13 protein-coding genes and 1 pseudogene are annotated in these 19,184 nt (G+C 56.9%); 9 read left to right on the plus strand and 5 right to left on the minus strand.

What is annotated here, in order from left to right:
• Positions 1-40: 40 nt before the first annotated feature.
• Positions 41-2,194 (minus strand): TonB-dependent receptor, encoded by a 2,154-nt coding sequence (locus WDN02_RS03220; protein WP_337292130.1) that lies wholly within the window; start codon positions 2,192-2,194, stop codon positions 41-43.
• A 333-nt stretch (positions 2,195-2,527) separates the two neighbouring features.
• On the opposite strand from WDN02_RS03220, the gene WDN02_RS03225 reads away from it, so the two are divergent.
• From WDN02_RS03225 to WDN02_RS03245, 5 genes and pseudogenes are all read left to right on the plus strand, one after another.
• Complete coding sequence (locus tag WDN02_RS03225) at positions 2,528-3,640, plus strand: ABC transporter substrate-binding protein (RefSeq protein WP_337292131.1); 1,113 nt, start codon at positions 2,528-2,530, stop codon at positions 3,638-3,640.
• 35 nt (positions 3,641-3,675) lie between these two features.
• Positions 3,676-4,701, plus strand: a complete 1,026-nt coding sequence (locus tag WDN02_RS03230; RefSeq protein WP_337294851.1) for an iron ABC transporter permease — start codon at positions 3,676-3,678, stop codon at positions 4,699-4,701.
• On the plus strand, positions 4,698-5,453 hold the full coding sequence (locus tag WDN02_RS03235) for an ABC transporter ATP-binding protein (protein ID WP_337292132.1): 756 nt from the start codon (positions 4,698-4,700) through the stop codon (positions 5,451-5,453). The genes WDN02_RS03230 and WDN02_RS03235 overlap by 4 nt, the downstream gene beginning before the upstream one ends.
• Positions 5,454-5,750: 297 nt before the next feature.
• Positions 5,751-6,652, plus strand: a pseudogene (locus tag WDN02_RS03240) (site-specific integrase).
• 6 nt (positions 6,653-6,658) lie between these two features.
• A complete protein-coding gene (locus WDN02_RS03245; protein ID WP_337292133.1) occupies positions 6,659-7,855 on the plus strand; it encodes an IS91 family transposase in 1,197 nt (398 codons plus the stop codon).
• 580 nt (positions 7,856-8,435) lie between these two features.
• On the opposite strand, the gene WDN02_RS03250 is transcribed toward WDN02_RS03245, so the two are convergent.
• Positions 8,436-9,596 carry an IS110 family transposase gene (locus tag WDN02_RS03250; protein WP_337292134.1) on the minus strand — a complete coding sequence of 387 codons (1,161 nt, stop codon included), beginning with the start codon at positions 9,594-9,596 and terminating at the stop codon, positions 8,436-8,438.
• Positions 9,597-9,739: 143 nt separating this feature from the next.
• Positions 9,740-10,807 carry a carbon-nitrogen hydrolase family protein gene (locus tag WDN02_RS03255; protein ID WP_337292135.1) on the minus strand — a complete coding sequence of 356 codons (1,068 nt, stop codon included), beginning with the start codon at positions 10,805-10,807 and terminating at the stop codon, positions 9,740-9,742.
• Positions 10,808-11,035: 228 nt separating this feature from the next.
• On the opposite strand from WDN02_RS03255, the gene WDN02_RS03260 reads away from it, so the two are divergent.
• Positions 11,036-11,878, plus strand: a complete 843-nt coding sequence (locus WDN02_RS03260) for an alpha/beta fold hydrolase (protein WP_337292136.1) — start codon at positions 11,036-11,038, stop codon at positions 11,876-11,878.
• 4 nt (positions 11,879-11,882) lie between these two features.
• Positions 11,883-13,028 carry an LLM class flavin-dependent oxidoreductase gene (locus WDN02_RS03265; RefSeq protein WP_337292137.1) on the plus strand — a complete coding sequence of 382 codons (1,146 nt, stop codon included), beginning with the start codon at positions 11,883-11,885 and terminating at the stop codon, positions 13,026-13,028.
• A gap of 13 nt (positions 13,029-13,041) precedes the next feature.
• Here the strand turns inward: WDN02_RS03265 and WDN02_RS03270 are convergent, their stop codons facing one another.
• Positions 13,042-14,007 carry an alpha/beta fold hydrolase gene (locus WDN02_RS03270; RefSeq protein ID WP_337292138.1) on the minus strand — a complete coding sequence of 322 codons (966 nt, stop codon included), beginning with the start codon at positions 14,005-14,007 and terminating at the stop codon, positions 13,042-13,044.
• 23 nt (positions 14,008-14,030) lie between these two features.
• Positions 14,031-15,314: an MFS transporter gene (locus WDN02_RS03275; RefSeq protein WP_337292139.1), complete on the minus strand. Its 1,284-nt coding sequence runs from the start codon at positions 15,312-15,314 to the stop codon at positions 14,031-14,033.
• 331 nt (positions 15,315-15,645) lie between these two features.
• Here WDN02_RS03275 and WDN02_RS03280 point away from each other — a divergent pair, with 331 nt between their 5' ends.
• Positions 15,646-16,521 (plus strand): MBL fold metallo-hydrolase, encoded by an 876-nt coding sequence (locus tag WDN02_RS03280; RefSeq protein WP_337292140.1) that lies wholly within the window; start codon positions 15,646-15,648, stop codon positions 16,519-16,521.
• Positions 16,522-18,413: 1,892 nt separating this feature from the next.
• Positions 18,414-18,650 (plus strand): hypothetical protein, encoded by a 237-nt coding sequence (locus WDN02_RS03285; protein WP_337292141.1) that lies wholly within the window; start codon positions 18,414-18,416, stop codon positions 18,648-18,650.
• Positions 18,651-19,184 lie beyond the last annotated feature (534 nt).

Below are 19,184 nucleotides of genomic sequence, written 5' to 3' on the forward strand. Positions count from 1 at the left end.
CGTGCCGTCCCGCGGCAGTAATTTCAACCAATTCCGAGCATCAGAACGTGTGCGTGATCTTGATGGTGAAGTTACGCCCCGGCTCCTGTAGCGGATTGGTCAGGCTCTTGTCGAAAGAGGCATTCGCGAAGGTCGCGGCATCGGCGTAAGCAGCGTTGAGGATATTCTCGACACCGAGAGAGAGCCGGGTATCGCCGAGTTTTGGCGTCAGCAGCTTATCAAGCTGTAATGTTGCGTAGAGGTTCGCGACCGCATAGCCCGCCGTCGGCACTTCCTGACTCGGATCGATCCTGGTCTTGCCGGCAGCCCAGTCCATCACACCCTCGATCGAATAACCTGAGTCCGGCGGGGCATATTGAATGCCAGACCGGCCCCTGAGCGGTGCGATATAAGGCAGCGGGACGCCTGTGCTCGTGACCGTCCCTCGCAATGCCGTGATATTGGTGAACAAATTGATCGACGAGGTAGCTTGCCAACGTTCCTCGATCTCAACTCCGTCGATCTGCGCATCGCCTGCATTCTGCTGCTGCGTATAGGTACTCAGCCCATCAAAAGTCACGGGAACCGTCAGAATGAGATTCTGATAGACGCTGTGGAAAGCGGTGGCAGTCAGGGTCGCGTCGCCCGTGTGAAATCTTACCCCTCCCTCATAGGTCAATCCCGTTTCCGGCTTCAAGAAAGGGTTCGGAATCGTCGATGCGGTCGAACTGAAGAGTTCGGTATCCGTCGGCTCGTGAAAGGAGGTTTGAATGTCACCGACGAGGTCGAACACGGGCAAGACCCGTAGCACAGCGCCGATGCTCTCTGTCGGAGCGACGCGATTGTTGCTTGTGTCGGCTTCATAAGCCGGCAGCAAAGCCACTGACGCCAAGGGACTCGTCGCTGTCTGGGTGTTAAAAAAGTCGACGCGCTGGCCCGCAGAAATCGTCAGCGGCGCCACAGGAGTCCATTCAGCGAGAGCGAAGGCGCCGACATTGGTCTGCTGGGAGTTTGGCACATTCTGCGATTCGGGCGAAATTTTCGTTGATGTAACCTGACCTGAGGCGTTCAAGGTATCGGTCACGGAGAACGCCGTACTTCCCGGCCGATACTCATGGAATGTATCAGCGCCGATCTTCGTGATCAGTTGTCCCCAGCCTTGTCCGCTCAGCGGTACGACGACGCCAAGCACGCGGCCGCCGATTGTTTCCGGGCCAATCACGTGACTATCCGACGTAACGATCTTGGTTGCGCTACTTGTATTGACCGTCAGGACGTGGGTGTCAAAATAATCGATGTAGCCGGATGCTTCCACATGTGAGAATGGGCCCTGGCTGAAATCGCCGGAATAATCAACGCGGCCGGCCATCAGATCGTTGGGGCTCTGCCGTACCTGCAAAAAAGGATAGCCCGGTGCGCCGCCAACGCCACCGGCACGTCCGTCGGTTTCGATGCTGTCATGAAAAGTTCCGCTCAGGTGCTGATCGGCAACCGGCGTATATTCGATCACGAGGTTCCCGTCCAAATCGCGATAGTCGCTGTTTCGCGCGAGTCCGTCCCCGGTCTCATATGAGGAGGCTTTTTGCTCGCCGATGCTCGAACGGATGTTGAAGCCGAGGCCAGCGGCCTCGGCCCATTGATAATTGCTGAGCGCCGTCCCGTTCGTTCCGAATCCGAACGAAATACCGCCGCCGACAAAACGAAATGGCCCGTTCGGGTCGGCCGTGGGCTTCCGCGTGATGACATTGATAACGCCGCCCATGGCATCGCTTCCATAAAGCAATGAGGCGGGCCCACGGATCACATCGATCTGCTCAATATCGTCGGGCATATAATCTGCAAGCTGGAGCGTGTTGCGCCCCTGCAGCCGGTCACCATCGATAAACAATGGAACGCGCCAGTTATTCGTGCTGAAGCCGCGCAAATAGATTTGGCCACCGAGGCCACCGGTACGCGAAATCTCAACCCCTGGAACCTGGCCCAAGGCATCGAGCAGCGTGTTCGAATTGGTCAACTCAATCTGCTGGCGATCAACGACCGAAACGTTCTGCGTTACCTGCGTGAGACTTTTCGGCCTCGGCAGACTGCCGCCGATCGGTCCGACAATGCGATGCGCGTTCGATCCGACGCTCTGTGCCGTGACGTTGACCGTGGGCAAGGCTTGAGGACTTGGTCCTGCGGCCGCCTCTTGGCTGCGCGCAGCGTCGATTGGCATCACGCTGGCTGTTGTCAGCAGCGCCAGAATCCAACGCTTACGCGCCGATGGCTTAATATTCTTCCGACTCGGATACGTTCCAGACGAAAACACGGCAGCCCCCTTTGGCGCGCTCTCGTAATTGTTATGCGCGCATTCCAAGATTATAAAAGTTCTAAATATTTGATGTCTAAAGTAAAAACTGTCGCTAACGGTCTCGTCTAGAATATATATTCAGCGTCCGCAAGTATTTTTGCCGCACTATGCTTATTTAGAATTATAACTATTCTATATTGTAAGACTTGCAAATTGTAAGACTTGTCCTAAGCCCTGCGTCATCGTTATGGGAACCAAATGATCATGATCCCGCTGGCACGCTCCAAATCCATTTGCGCTCTTGCTTCAAGTCTCGGCTTAGCCATTTGCGTGTTCCTGCTTTTCGTCGATGCGCGTGCGAGGAGCGCCGAGATCATTGACCAGCGTGGGCATCGCGTTGTGCTCAACGCGCCGGCGCAGCGCGTGGTCTTTCTGCCGATGCCGGGGCCTGCCATGTATATTGCGGTCGATGGAACCGACCGGCACATCGTCGCGATGAACCCGGCGTCCAAAGCCGCGGCACGGGAGGGGCTGCTTGCGACGTTTTTCCCCAAGCTCAATGAAACGGCCACGAACATCGTTCAGGGCGCGAGTTTCATGCCCAATGTGGAAACAATCCTGGCGTTGCATCCAGACGCCGTCTTCCAATGGACGAACCCGGGAACTGGCGTAATCGTACCGCTCGAAAATGCCCGTCTCACTGTCTTCGGAATGCGAAACGGCGGGCAAAGCGATCTTCGCGATGCAATCATTTTGATGGGGAAAGTGTCGGGCGAGGACAAACGCGCCCAGACGATCGTCGAGATGCAGAACAAGCGTGCTAACGAACTTGCCGCAGCGCTCAAAGGTCTGCCAGGCGATCAGCGTCCGCGCGTGCTTTATCTGCGCCGTTTTTCGGGTTCGCTGAGCGTCAATGGCTCAGGATCTTATAACGACTTCTATATCCAGTTCGCTGGCGGCGATGACGTCGCCACATCGTCGCTGGGCGTCAACGGAACCGTGACACTGGAACAAATCTTAGCCTGGAACCCGCAGGTCATCCTCCTTGGCAATTTCGACAAAGCGATGCCGGACGACCTGTACAACGATCCACGATGGCAAGGCATTGCGGCCGTCGAGACGCATCGCGTTTATCGAATGCCGCTCGGGGCCTATCGATGGGACCCGCCCAGCGAGGAATCCGCGCTCGCGTGGACTTGGCTGGCCGAGCTCCTGCACCCGGACAGAGTGAGGATCAATCTGCGCAAGGACATTCATGCGTGGTATAAAATGCTTTATGGGCTCGCCGCCACCGAAGCCGATATAGATCGAATTCTTTTCGTCAAACAGAACGAAGGATCTGCCGGCTACATTCGACTGGCGGCGCCATGAGTATCAGCGGGGCGACCGATCCAGTCAGGCCGACGATGCTGGGGCGGTCCCGTGTCGGCTGGGATTTTTTTGCGTGGCTTCTCCTCGTCGCCTCGCTCGTCACCATCACTTTATTTGCATTGACCGCGGGCCGCTACACGGTCCCGATCGGTCATATTGTTAGTATTCTCTTGTCGCCTATCCATCCCGGCGCGCATGACTGGACACCGGACGAACAAATCGTCGTCGAAACGGTGCGCCTCCCGCGCATCGTCATCGCCGGCCTCGTCGGCGCGGGCTTGGCACTGTGCGGATCTGTCCTGCAGGGGCTATTCCGCAATCCGTTGGTTGGCCCCCAAACCATCGGTGCTTCCTCCGGCGCCGCACTCGGTGGTGTGACGGCCATACTTTTTTTCGGCTTTGGCCCCGCCGTGCAGTTAGGTGCTTTTCTGGGCGCTGGCACTGCTTTAGCAAGCGTCCTAGCTCTGCAGCGAAGCGACGGCCAGTCGCCTTTGCTTACTCTTGTTCTCGCCGGTGTGGTCGTGAGTGCCTTTTGTTCGGCCATTGTCGGACTCGCGACATTCGTCGCCGATCCCGACACCGAATTGCCCGGTATTGTCTTCTGGTTGCTCGGCAGCTTTGCTGCCGCGGATTGGCATCGTGTACTCCTGGTTGCTGTCTTCTGTCTCGGCGGCGGCGCGGTGCTCATCGGCATGCGCTGGCGTGTGAACGTTCTGTCGCTGGGAGACGAAGAGGCGCGGCTGCTGGGGCTTAATCCTGCAAAGGACCGCCTGATCTTGCTCGCTGCGATCTGTATTATCGTCTCGGCGCAGGTCGCGGTCAGCGGAACAATCGGATGGATAGGCCTCATCGTCCCGAATCTGGCGCGCTTCGTGATGGGCGCGGATCATAGAAAATTGTTGCCTTTTGCCGCCGTGATGGGCGCGGTATTCATGATTTTGGCTGACACGCTGGCTCGCAGTTTGACCCCCGCCGAAATTCCTGTCGGCATCATTACAGCGATCGTTGGTACGCCGGTGTTCGCCTACCTGCTGCGCAACGCCATAGTGGGCGGAAGATGATCGAAGCCCATGACATCGGCCATTGGTATCGGCCGGAACGCTGGCTCTTACGGCATATCTCCGTGAAGTTCCATCCGGGAACGATCACCGCGCTTCTCGGCGTGAACGGGAGTGGCAAGACGACCTTTCTGCGATGCCTCTGCGGCGTGCTTCGGCCGCGCGAGGGATATGTTTCAGCACATGGCGTCATCGGCTATGTCCCGCAGGCGCTGCAGGCAGATCATGCCTATCGCGCGATAGACATGGTTCTACTCGGTCGCAGTCGCAACATCGGTCGGTTTGGCGCACCCGGATCGGCCGACGTAAAGCGTGCCCTCGAATGCCTGAACAATGTCGGTTTGGCGTCACAGGCCTATGTGCGTTACGATCAGATGAGTGGCGGCCAGCGACAATTGGTCCTTCTCGCGCGGGCGCTGGCGACGGATTGCCGGACGCTTGTTCTCGACGAACCAGCGTCGGCGCTCGATCTGGCCAATGCCGGCGTCGTTCTCAGGCTTTTGCGGCGTCTGGCGACGGAACAAAATATTGCCGTCCTGTTCACGACACATCAGCCCGATCACGCCCTAGGCGTCGCCGACAATGCGCTGCTCTTGCTCAACGACGCTGCCCACGTTTACGGCGCCGTCGAAGAGACAATGAACGAGACAAATCTCGCGAAGCTCTATGGCATCCCGATCAGGCGTCTTTCTCTGCGGAACGAAGACGAGACGTTTGAGACCGCGATCCCGCTGCACCGCTTTAACGCCCAATAAAAGCCGGCTTCGGCCGAGAGTCCGCAGGACGCAGACTTCGGATCTGGCTGCGGCTTGCAGGTTGCAGACGACTGAGATGCGCCGGGCCGGGACCTTATTTGCTTTCGTCGACACGCTCCTCCGGCGGAACTCGGCCTACCAGACAAATGGCAGTAATTGGCCGAAGAGAACGAATCGCTTCGCGGAAGGTGCTTTGGATTTAGGGGGATGGGCACTGACGGGCATTGAGCTTGCCTCTGAGAAGGCCGGCAGGTGATGTGACCAAGATAGCTTCTTTCAACTTGAGAGGAGCTACCTATGAACAAGCCCGTCACTTCCGCGACCGGTCTGCGCCAGCGGATGATCGAGGATATGAACGTTCGCGGTTTCTCGGCGAAGACGCAGCATGACTATCTGCGCATGGTCGAGCGCTTCGCTGCATTCCTGGGGCGCTCGCCGGATCTCGCGACGCCTGAAGATATTCGCCGCTTCCAGGTCGAGCAGCGGGAAGCCGGAATGCCGGCGCCAGCGATGAACAGCCATATCTCGGGTTTGCGTTTCTTCTTCACCACAACGATCGACCGTCCCGATCTATCACGCAAATTGCTGCGCGTTTCCTATCCTCGCAAGCTTCCGATGGTATTGAGCCAGGATGAGGTTGCCCGACTCCTGGCAGCCACCAGCTGCCTTAAGCACCGCGCCGCACTGAGTGTTGCCTATGGCGCAGGCCTTCGAGTCGCCGAAGTGGCTGTGCTCAAAGTCGGCGATATCGACAGCGAACGCATGCTGATCCGGGTCGAGCGCGGCAAAGGCGGCCGGTATCGCAATGCGATGCTCTCGCCGGATCTCCTTGCGTTGCTGCGGGCGTGGTGGAAGGAAGGCCGCCGCCAAAGGGGGATGCTGCCCGGCGGATGGTTGTTCCCCGGCCAAAACCACATCAGGCCGATCACCACGCGCCAGTTGAGCCGGGTCGTCGAAGACGCGGCTCGGATCGCCGGGATTACCAAGCGGGTCAGCCCGCATACGCTGCGCCACAGCTTCGCAACGCATCTGCTTGAAGACGGCTCGATATCCGTGTGATCCAGGTACTCCTCGGTCACGCGAAGCTCGATAACACCGCCCTTTACACCAAGGTCGCAACGCGGACAGTGCGGACCGTGATCAGCCCTCTCGACAAGATCGCAAACCTCATCAGCGATAAGACTGAGGTCGGCAGCTGAGGCGGCGTGCAGACCTCCGCGCTGGAGGTCGCCGATATCTTCCGAGCCGCAGGAGCAAGCTACCGTGCCGCGCAGGCAGGGCATCTGAACCTCGCGCAATTGAAGGTCATGTCGGCGATCGAGACCTGCCGGACCGCAGCACTCGGCGGCCACGTCGAGGGTTGCGACGACTGCGGTCATCTTCGTATTGCCTATAATAGTTGCCGCAACCGGCATTGCCCAAAGTGCCAGGGCGCGGCGGCGCGCGCATGGCTTGCCGAACGCGAGGCCGATCTGCTGCCGGTCGGCTATTTCCACGTCGTCTTCACACTGCCCGCCGAGGTCGGCGACATCGCCTGGCAGAACAAGGCGATCGTTTACGACCTGCTGTTCAAGACGGCGTCGGAGACGATGATGTCGATCGCCGCCGATCCAAAACACCTCGGCGCCCGGATCGGTATCACGGCGGTGTTGCACACGTGGGGATCAGCAATGACGCATCATCCACATGTGCACATGATCGTGCCGGGCGGCGGAATCTCGCCAGATGGCGAGCGCTGGATCGGGTCACGCCCTGCATTCCTTTTGCCGGTCCGAGTCCTTTCGAAGCTCTTCCGCCGACTGTTCCTCACACGGCTCCTCAGCCTGCATGCCGCAGGCAGGCTCGTCTTCTTCGGCAAGTTAAAAAGCCTTGATGACAGGCGCGCATTCGTTCGGCATGTCGCGCCACTTAGACGCAAGAAGTGGCACGTCTATGCCAAGGCCCCCTTTGCCGGGCCCGAGGCGGTACTCGCCTATCTCTCCCGCTACACGCATCGGGTCGCGATCTCGAACCGGCGGCTGATCGCCTTCGGCAAGGATGGCGTCACGTTCCGGTATCAGGATTACCGCCGCCGCGGGTCCGAGCGCCAGCAGGTCATGACGCTCCATCCACACGAGTTCATGCGCCGCTTCCTGCTGCATGTGCTGCCACGCGGCTTTCATCGCATTCGCCATTATGGCCTGTTTGCCAGCGGCACACGCATGGCCAGCATAGCTCACATCCGCGAACTCCTGGCCGCTGCACCTCCAGAAGAAGCTCCCAAATCGGCGGATTTGCCCGATCCGCTCCCGCCATGTCCCTGCTGCGGTGGCCACATGCGCATCATCGAGACATTCGGGCGCTGGAGCCAACCGCGTGCGCCGCCGCAAGCGTTCACAGCAACCGGGACGGCACCGTCGTGACCCGGCACGGCCTGATCCTATGCCACGCCGCGGCGCCATCGTTGCGGCCACAGACTTCCTGCGTGCCCATTGTTCCTAACAACGCGATCAGCGACAATACTCTCGCCAGAAATGCTCGCCTGCAGCCTATTGCTCCAGTCGCTACGAGGTCTCAGATCGAGCCAACGTGCTTCAGACTCGCCGCCCGGCAAAACGCTGGCACGCGCATAGATCCCAAATCTCCATAGATTACGCTCTGCACACCGCGGGTTCGTTCTTCGGGGACTTTCGTACGCCTGTCGGCATGCGAAACTCTTATATGAGGATCGTCAAGGCAATTCCTTCCACGATGTCGTCATAGATCAAACGGTCGAGTCCATTGCATGACGCGGCTCGCGAGCGAACCCTGTCCACCTTATATTCGGTCAGGGCCATCGCACCTGAACCATAATCCCGCTTGCGGCGGATCCGGACTCGAGAAGACGAAGCCATTCTTCAACGGCGGCATTTCAAGCCATGAGTTTCGTCGGCTCGTCTACCGAGGGTCTGCCAGGGTTAACCAGTCCTGACAGATTTCTGAAAGAGTGCGGCGTGGCTTTTGTCAGGGTCTCGCAACGGCACCTTCGATGACGATTCCGGCGTTGACGTACTTCCAGAGTGCCACGAGAAGTTTGCGCGCAAGCGCGACGATCGCGGATTTCTTCTGACGACCGCCATTTTGCGCCACTCGCGCCTTGAACCATGCGGTGAGCGCGGAAGTTGGCTGATGACGTACCCATAGCCATGCGAGCTGAACAAGCGTCGCGCGCAGCCTAGGATTGCCCGACTTGGATACACCCTGTTCGTGGCTGATTTGACCACTTTGCCACGGCGTCGGCGCAAGACCTGCGTAAGCAGCCACCTGCCTTCGGTTGTCGAAGTGCCTTGATAGACCTTCGGACCAAAGGACCGCGGCAAACTCGGGACCAATGCCCTTGAGCTTGAGTAACAGCGCCGGTTCCGACGCTGATTTTTCGGCCGTAGCCAGCATGGCGTTGCGTGTCTCTTCGACCTCTCCGATTTGCTTGATCAGCAGCTCGAGACGGTCGAGTTCACGGCTGATCTGCGATTTCAGCGCCGTCGGCAATCGGCGCCCATCTCCGGTCACGAGCGTCTCGAGGCGCTCACGCCGATCTCGGTTCAAGGGCTCGTATCTGGATATCCCTTGGTTGAAGAGTAAACCCTTAATCCGATTGACATGCCTTATTCTCTCGTTGAGCAGCGCTTTGCGCTCCCGCACCGCGCGGCGGCGATCTTCGTCCTCCGGAGTAGGCACCCGAAGCATGGCGCAAACTCGCGGCTCACCGCGCTTATAGGCTAGCAAGGCCCGAACGAGTGCCTCGCCATCAATCCTGTCGGTCTTTGCCCGCCGCCGCCGGCGCGACGTCGCAATGGATGCAGGGTCGACGATATAGCTCTCAACGCCTTCGCGCTCGAGAATCCGGTGTATCCGGAAACCATCCAGGCCAGCCTCCTGGATCGATATGATGCGGAAGCCCTGTCGGGTGCGAGCTTCGGCCTTACGCTGGAGATCCCCAAATCGCGCCAGCAAGGCTGGGATGTCGCCGGCGTCAACGTTGAACTTCGACATCTTCTCGCCGGTACCCGGCGATATAGATGTGACCAGCCACTTTGAACGTGAGAGCTCCAGGGAGACGAAGATCGCGCCAAGATCAGTTCGGATAGCGATATGAGCTTCGGCATGATCGGCAGTAACTTGCATGATGACCTCCAGGGTTTGTGGGCGACTCCACTCTGACAGAGCTTTCGTCGGTCACCACCTCATGGGATCTTCACGAAAGCGGAACGGCGGCTTTGAGTGGCCAAATCGACATAACAGACGCTGCTGGCGGCTATACAACAGCATCAATTGCGATCTGTCACACACTCTCTCAGATCGGGGGACTCTGTGCTGCTGGCGAATGGGCGTGGCAGGTTGCTCTCGCCAGATATTAATTTCGAAGGGTCGCGCAAATCGGTACGAGCACGAGGAGGGGATCGATTTACGTGAAGCTGAAATATGTCGGGGCGGTTGTAATGGCCGGAGAAATCCTGACGAAGCTTTGTGCGGACTATAATGCCGAAATCACATTCGCCATAAAGAATGTCTTCCTTGTCGCCTATCGGACCGGCGAGCATTTTTCCGTTGGGAGCGACAATCACACTTCCGCCAGAAAAATGAGGACTGCGGAGAACATCGGCATCTGCGGCGCAGACTTGCTGGAGCTCTATCAACGCCTCATCGACGATCGAGCAGGCCGACACCACAAAAGCGCCGCTCATCATCGCGAAGGCCTGTGAATTAGTCAGAACATAATTGCGCATAGGCCCCGCCGTGAGCGCGAAATAGGCTGGCCAGCTCATTCCGTGGATGCGCGTATTTTCGGCTGTCAACCCAAAGATTGCCAACGGATTGGTGTTCTCGCCACATACCAACGCGCTGGCGTTCCCGAAGCGTGTCGGGAATGTACCAAATGTATCCCCATGGCCCCCGGTGTGGACAATCCGCTCGCCGACCGTAGGCATGAATTTCTGGTGCTTGCCCAAGAGCGACCCGTCCGGGCCGATAAACACTTGAGAGTTAAACATCGTCCCGAGTGTGCCTACCAGCCTTTCGCAGACTCCCATAACCACGTACGCACCGGCGTCTCGCGCGGCGTCACAAAGAGCATCAATTTCGGTGCCCGGAATCTCGACCGCATTCTCGAAGAGCTCAACGGAGAATTGGGTCGCGATAGGTCCAGTCGCTGCGTGATGATGGAACCAGTTCGGATGGGCTGGGATGAATCCCTCGGGGAAAACGATGAACTCAGCACCGTTCCCGCCGGCTTCACCTATCAGTCTGCATGCCTTTTCGGTGGTCGCGGTCCGATTAAGAAACACGGGATTGGCTTGAACCGCTGCAACCTTAACGACCAGATTCGATCTTGACATAGAAGAACTCCTGACCGACCGGCTGCCGGCGGCGTGGTCCCAGCAGAATTTCAGTGGAGGATTAGCCGAAGGGCTTGCGTGGACATCCTAATGAACGAAATGAAACGCTTCGCACCATAAAGCCAAGCATGCACATTGGCGCGCGAACTTTGAGCCTTCCCACGACATAACTGAAATGTTCAAACGTGACCTACGCCTGCCCTTCCTCATAAGCATGAGGAGGGTAGAATGCCGCGCTCAGGTCCGGGCGATGTTGATGGTTATCCATCCTCCAAGTGCCACAGAGAGGATTTTAGTATGCCCACCATGGAGCAGCATCGCATCCGTGATCAGCACGCACGTTCTCTCCGCGCAGGCAGCGGCGAGCTTATGCTGTTTTTACATGGTTCGGCCGGTCTCCCGACGTGGGGCCCGTTCTTCGCCGCACTCGCTGAAAAGTTTGCGCTTCGCGTGCCTGAACACCCGGGGTTCGGCCCCTCAGTGGCGCCAAAGTGGATTCGCGGTATCGATGATATGGCGATGTATTACCTCGACGTTATGGACGAGCTCGATCTTCGCGGGGTCCATTTGGTGGGACATTCCCTGGGCGGCTGGATCGCGGCCGAGATGGCAATTCGCAACTGCCACCGACTCGCCTCTTTGACTCTGATCGCGCCAGCCGGCGTGCGATTAAAGGGTGTACCCTCCGGCGATAATTTCATTTGGGGCCCGGAGGAGTCCGTTCGGAATCTTTTCCATGATCAGAGCTTCGCTGAGCGTATTTTAGCCCACACACCGACCGAGGAAGAAGCCGATCTTATCTTGAACAATCGGTTCATGTCCGCGCGATTGGGCTGGGAGCCCCGTTGGGTAAATCCCGCGCTTACGCGTTGGCTGCATCGCATCCGCATACCGACGCTAATTCTATGGGGAGATAGCGACAAGATTTTTCCAAATGCCTACGCCTCCGCGTGGACCGAAAATATCTCTGATAGCCGCGTCGAATTGATCAGCGCATGTGGTCACCTACCCCATATCGAAAAGGCGGCTGATACCGCCTCGCGCATCATCGCCTTTGCCGGAAGGAAATGAGAGCATGCGCTTTGTCTGTTTTACTTTGATGCCATATCGCCCTCTGGACATGACCGAGCGACGCAAATATCGTTCTGCATGGGTCGTGCTTCCCAACGAACTTTATGACCCCGAAAAGGGCGCTGACGAATACACGTCATATATTGATCATCTTGTATCGGCTGAAGATCTGGGCTTCGATGCCATTGCGGTGAACGAGCACCATCAGACCGCCTACGGCCTCATGCCGGCGCCGAACATCATCGCCAGCGCCCTCATTCAACGTACTAAACGTGTGATGGTCGCAGTGCTTGGGCGCGCGTTGCCTCTGGTCAACAATCCGCTCGCCATCGCCGAAGAATTTGCAATGCTCGACAATTTGTCGAGGGGCCGCGTGATCGCTGGCTTTGTGCGAGGGATTGGCACCGAATACCATGTAACAGGATTAAACCCGGCCTTTTCCCATGAACGCTTTCACGAAGCACACGACCTGATCGTTCAAGCGTGGACGCGTCCGGGTCCATTTGAATTCGAAAGCGAGAACTATAATTATCGCTATGTGAACTTGTGGCCACGTCCCTATCAACAGCCGCACCCGCCGATTTGGATACCCTCGCAGGGGTCTGCCGAAACAATTGATTGGGCCGCCGATCCGTCTCGCAAGTACCCGTTCCTTGTCACTTTCTGCGCGCAAGAGTTGGTAGCGCGCTATCTTAATACTTATCGCGAGAGGGCGCAGGCATTTGGTTATGAGGCCAGCGGAGATCAGCTTGGCTGGGCCGTTCCGATCTATGTCGCGGACACAGATGCGCGGGCGCGAGAAGAAGCCAAGGCGCCGATCGAGTCTCTATTCAACGAATACCTGAATAATCCATGGGAGATGCTGCTACCGCCGGGTTATACCTCTATCGAATCGGCCAAGCGGCTGATGAAGGCGCGCGCGGCACTTGGCACTCGACCCAAGCATCAGAGTGTCGATGCTCTCATTGAATCGGGTACAGCTCTGATAGGTCGCCCGAAGACTGTGTTGGATCAGATCGAGAAAATGCGGGATCTGACCGGATTTAATAACCTGGTTTCGATGTTACAATTCGGGATCATGTCCGACGAACTCGCCAAGCGAAACATGGAAATGTTTGCCAGCGAGGTAATGCCGCGGCTTCGTGGGTAATTTGCCAGCTGCGTCAGGTTGCCAAAGCCCCCGCAATCCAATTTGCGATTGTATTAGCTAGCGCGGGAATCGTGTGTGCAAAATAGTGGGCCTCCAACGAAGTTTTGGACTTATTCGGCAGGGTCGCCAGTTCGATGCTCGCGACGAGCGAGCCTTCAGCATTCGCCGCATCGAGAAGCATTTGTGGCTCAAACGGTAAGATAAGGGCATCGGCCGAGTCGCGCACGAGCAAGATGGGATAAGGAACCCGCTTGATCCAGTATGTCCCGTCAGCAACGCTGCTCTTGTCCCATCGATACGTCAGAAAATGGCGCGCGGTGACAGATGAATCCTGGCCCGAAAAATAACGCATCGCCACTGGCAATGGCGTTGAGATATCCCCATCACGCTTGGCGGCGATTGCCGCATCAATTAGAGCTCGAAAGCGGGTCTCATCCTGCACCAAAATTGTTCTGGTTTTCCAGGGAAGATTCCCGAAGGCGGCGAGGAGAATGACTCCCTTGATGTCCGAGTCCCAATTCGAGGCCGCATAATATTGAACCTGGATATTTCCAAGACTGTGCCCTTGGAGCACGATTGAGCGATATCCGAGTGCACGCGCGGTATAGACCGCAGCTTGGATATCGCGAACTGTGTCGAAGAAATTATCAGTATTGATATTCCCGTCGTGCTGGCGTGTGTCGATAGCGAGCGACGCATAACCGAGTTCGGCGAGCGCCCCGCCAAGGGCGCTCTCGGGTGGCCGCCGAAAACTACCACCGCTTCCGTGAATCATTATTATGAGTATCGTCTCCGACACCGGCTTATCGAGTGGTTGCCACAACGCGGCCGCGATCTCACCTCCGTCCAATGCCCGCAGGGTATAGAAAACCAGCGAAGTCCCGAGTTTCTCATCAAAATCGCTCGACAATCCGTCGGGACGTCGCGACGAGCGGTAGACGATCGCGCTCGCCACCTGGAAAGCATCACTATCGCTCACTGACATCTCCGGCGGATAAGTTTTTAATGAGAGCGCACCATTGGGATAAGCGCGAGCGACCCGATCATACTCATGACGACCACAACGAGAAGGCCGCTTTGGAGGCTGCCGGTGGCGCCCGCTATCCAGCCGATTACAGCCGGCGCAAAAGCTCCGACGAGGTTACCGATTCCGTTGATTATGCCTATGCCGGTGGAGGTCGCTGACGGGGGCAAAATCCTCATGGCGAGGGAAATTTCTGACGGTATCCCGAAACCCGACGAGGCGGCGCTGAGGGCAATGATAATTGCTGCAAGTTGAGGCTGATGTACTTGGGTTGCGACAAACAACAAGACACCCGCAAAGAATAGCCCCAAGACGCTGATGAGGGCACGTTTGCCTGTCCGATCGGAGACGACGCCCGACACCAATTCCCCAAAAAACATCAATATGAACGGCAGGGAGGAATAGATGCCCATCTGATGAAGGTTAATATGGCGCGAGCGCTCAAGATACGTCGGCAGCCAACTGTTTAGCCCCCAGATGTACGTCATGAGCCCCATGCAATAAATCGAAATCATCCAAACTTTGGAGTCCACGAGCAGCGCCCGGACATCAGCAAATTGTATCCTTGACGTTCCTGCATCGGGCGCATCCCGTCCCTCCGGAGCCCTGTCACGAAGAGCGCCAAAAATCAGGGGCGCGATCAGGAAGATATTGATTAGGCCAAAGACATAGAACGAAGCGCGCCAGCCAAAGTTCGTCACAAGCCAAATCGTTAAGGGGAAGCCGATCGCCGAGCCGAGCGGACTCCCGACCATCCAGATTGCTGTGGCCCTGCTCCGCTCGTGGGCAGGGAACCAACGCTGGACCGTCTTCGAAACGAAGGAGAATTGTGGCCCCTCACTCAGCCCCAGCACAATGCGATAGAACAACATAACGCCGTATGAGCTGCAGGCACCCATCATCATCATGATGACGCCCCAGAACACTGCGGCAGCGCCCAGGGAACGGCGAGGCCCCAGCAGGTCGCCGATAAAGCTGAGAAAAATCGCCGAAAGGGCGTAGGCGAGGAGAAACGCGGACATTAGGAGCCCGAGAACGGCCGGTTTGAACGCCGTGCCCAGCGTCGCATTGAAGCTTTTATCGGTGAAAAGGACGGCAACACTGATTCGGTCAAAGAAGCCCGTGACGATGGCTAAAAGCAATACACCGGCGACGACCCAGCGCCAGGGTGAGACGCCCGTCTTTTGGGCGTCTTGCACCCTTCTCAAATCAGCGACGGAAGCATTCTCGTCACTTTGGATGGCGGTTGATGATGCGGGCACGAGCAGCTCCTGCTTTCTTGCGATTGCGGATCAGCGACAACCTACAAGGGAGGGATCACGCAGATTTCGAGAAGCATCACTCGTGCCAAATTGTCTTTTTGTAAGACAACAATTTATCGCCGTGAGGCATCGGCGCGTTTCAAGTGTTTTCGCCTTGCGGGTTTATCGAACCGCCGGCAATATCGCGCTCGTCTCTTGACCGAATAGCGATCACATTGGGCGAACCACGTCGTCGGGCATTACAAGGCCCGTCACTTCTCAGTGAAGATCAAAGTCTGATCGCCGAACGAGGATCGGATCAGGCACGCCAGACTCTGGAATCATCACGCCCATGACGATCGGCACAAGTTACAAGATCGGCGATGCAATTGTTACGCGCTTCACCGAGACTACGCTCAAGGGGCTAAAACCGTCATCCCTTTATCCAGAATGGAAAGACGAGGCGCTCGACGATTATCAACGCTCTCTAGTGCTGGGTGACCCGAGCGAAAACCGGGAAAACGTTCATTTGAGCGTCCATTCATGGCTTATCGATTTCGACGGGCAGCGGATTCTTGTCGACACCGGCATCGGCAATGGGAAAGACCGCCCGTTCGGCAAACATTTGCATCAATTGCAGACGCCCTTCCTCGAACGGCTCAGGTCGGCTGGTGTCGCGCCTGAGAACGTGGATTATGTTCTGCTGACGCATCTTCATGTCGATCACGTTGGCTGGAATACGCAACTCATGGATGGACGTTGGGTGCCCACGTTTCCGAACGCCAAATACGTTTTTCCAAAGGTCGAGCACGACTTCTTTTCGACTCCTGAGGGCGCAAGCAGACGGATGGTCTTCGAAGATAGCATTTTGCCTTTAATTAAATCAGGGCAAGCTGAAACGATCAGGGCCGAAGGCGGAAAATATAGAGACGTCTTCACTTTTCATCCGACCCCTGGCCACAGCATTGGCCATATGTCAATCTCGTTGAAATCCGGCGCGGAGGAAGCGCTTTTCGCCGGCGACGTTATGCACAATGCGATTCAGGTCTATAAGCCGCATTTGGGCTCAGCCTTTTGCGCGGACCTCCCGCTCGCCCAAAAATCCCGGCTTTGGCTTCTGAATTATGCTGCGGACCGCGGCTCGACGCTGTTTACGGGACACTTCCCTGGAACATCCGCCGGCAGAGTCTTCCGCAGGAGCGAAGGTTTTGGCTGGAGATACATTTGACCCACGGGTCGTGATGCTCGCTTTAGTCTCTATCTTACCTTTGAGCGTGCCTTCTCGAAATCGGGAAAAGACAGGCTTCAACACCGATGCCGCGCGTCACGGATTTTTTGTTTCCAGCGTAAATAATTCGCCGCGGATTGATAGAGGCAGGCATGTTAAAGACGGGCGGCATTGGTTCGGCCGGACGCTTTCTTCGCATGGCGAGCAGGTCATTCAGGCTTAACCTGGCAAGTCTGCACGGGAAACGCTGCAACCTGCATCCAGCGCGATGTCGCTACCGCCACGATTTGCTGAAATGCGGACAGTATGCAAGTGAACGTCTTACATTCGTAGGCGCCGCCGAGCATGAACTTCGGCGCACGTCCTGTAAGGTGCATATGTTTCCCACATTGCGGGCACCTTGGACGATCATCCGTGCCGAACGAATAGAATGTAGGATGGCTGTTTTCATCTGACATGGCGCTCGCTCCGGCCGATAAATGAAAGAGGCCGCCTTAATTGGCGACCTCTTTGCTCTCGACGGACATGGGAGGGAGGAATCGAGAGACCGCAACTCAGCCCCTGCGCCGGGCACAGGACTTTCCCCTCGTTCGCGGCTTCTTACGTTCCGGTGCCAGCTGCGTAAAAACTGTTCTGAATTGAACACTTTGCGAAATACGCGTCGGTTGCTCACTTAAATTGACCATGTGGCGCGCGAGCCTATCGAACGAATAAAACGCTGGGAGGCAAGATGGAACGTTCAATTGTGCTCAGATTCTCAGCACCGTCTGGGCAAAGTACGCCAAGGCAGCGGAGGTCATGATAAAGAACCCACCGGGCTCACACTATTGCGTGTCATGCCGGCTCCGCAGAAGGTCTGCTTGGGAAAGGGACGATGCTGAAAGCCACTCTCATCCCGAAGAAGATCGTGCTAGCGGGGGCATCGTCGCGTTTCCGCCTCATTAGGCTCGCTTCAGAGTTGGAATTTCTCCGATCGATAGGGCGTACAATGCTGAATTTCATCCGAGCCTTCTATCGACGTAGCTTGGACGTTACGGCTGCCTGGTTGGGCGACAACACCGCGCGATTTTATGGCGTCCTCGTATCGGCGCCCCGCGATCGCACGCAGGCAGGCTCGCAGAACTGAGGGGCAAACGGAGCAAATGCGTTCATTTTTGGTCGTCGCATGAAACAACGGTCGGCATCATTCGACGGGTGCCGGTTATGGCCTTAGAATTAGTTTACCCGCGGACCGAAACTCCTATTTCGATCGCACGTGGAAAGCAGTCGAGCTTCATATGCCGGAGTCCGGGGATCCGATCTCTATCAGCATCGATAACGAATCCTTCTGGGAGGATTGTCGTGAGTTGCGGAGCGCGGCCATCGAACGATGGCTTATAGCTCACGCCCTCGCGCCCTGACCGCAGGGGCGGCCACCGAGATCCAAACTAACGTTCAGACAAGCCGCAGTTTTCGAGATGAGCCGAGACCCGTAGCCCCTAGTGCCTGGCCCCGGCGGCGTTGCACCGGCGCCCCGATTGGTTGGAACTTGTAGCCTGCCGGACTTCCGGCGCGCCCGTCCTGTGTTTCGCAAGAGCGTTCCCTTGCAACCACAACGAAAGTTCCAATTGCTCAATCACTGAAGCGGCCGGATGACCGAGCTAACCGATATTAGTGCGTTAATACCAGTTAACCACGGCGCAGAATATTTGAGGAAACTGTTCAATTTTGCTCAGAACTCGCCGGTCGCTTGGCGAGATATTCGTACCTGTGTTCTGCGGACCTAGCACTGCGCTATTGCGCCGACCATGCCGACCCCCGCGAATATCTTCCTCCGCGGCGTCGACAAACTTTGGAGCCGCTACAGGAGCGGCTTCTTTTTTGAGAGGTTGTCAACATCAGGGAGTATTAAGATGACCGTTGAAGATCGTCCGCAATATGCGCAGTGGAAACGCGCGCTCCAAAATATGATCGGGGCATGGGAATCATACAAGGTTATGAGCCATCTCTTCGACCAGCACCCTGACGCGCTCCGGCGGAAATCGAATTTTGAGATGGCAAAGGCTCAGTATCTGAGAGTTGCCTATGAACTGGAGTTGCCCGGCCACGTGGCCATTTCCGCGAACGATATAGATTTTCGTCATGCCTGATTCCAGACTGATTCCCGATCCAAGGCGATCGGATCATTATCCTGCTTAATCGCTCATTCGGCGCATCTCTGGAAGTTCTTCGACGTTCGACTCGAAAGACCGAAGCAACGCTCGCGCTTACAAGCATGAGCGTCACAAGTGAAAAGCGTGAGCGTGACAAAGGCCAATTGGATTTTTCTGAAATGTAGCGCGCACGATTATTCATTTCGTGTTTGTGTAAATCGACGTGGTTCATTGTAGGGTAGACGACAATGCGCCACGTGTCGCCGTATGTTGGATTCACTTTCACGACATTGTGCGGATGTCTGGAATTGAGAGCGGCGTATCGTAACTTCCGGGAAATGATTTGATCAGAGAGTCTCGGCGCATCGTAACTTGGTCGGTCATTCGGAACGGCTGAGCTTCCGGGCATCGCCTCAACTTTTGCGAATAGACCGCGCACTTTCGAATTCTTCAATTGATTGCCGGACGCCCTGAAGGCGTTTCATCCCAATTCCATTTTCACTTTCATGAACGGCATAGCTAGAGGCGGCG

This window comes from Methylovirgula sp. (assembly GCF_037200945.1).
Lineage (GTDB): Bacteria > Pseudomonadota > Alphaproteobacteria > Rhizobiales > Beijerinckiaceae > Methylovirgula.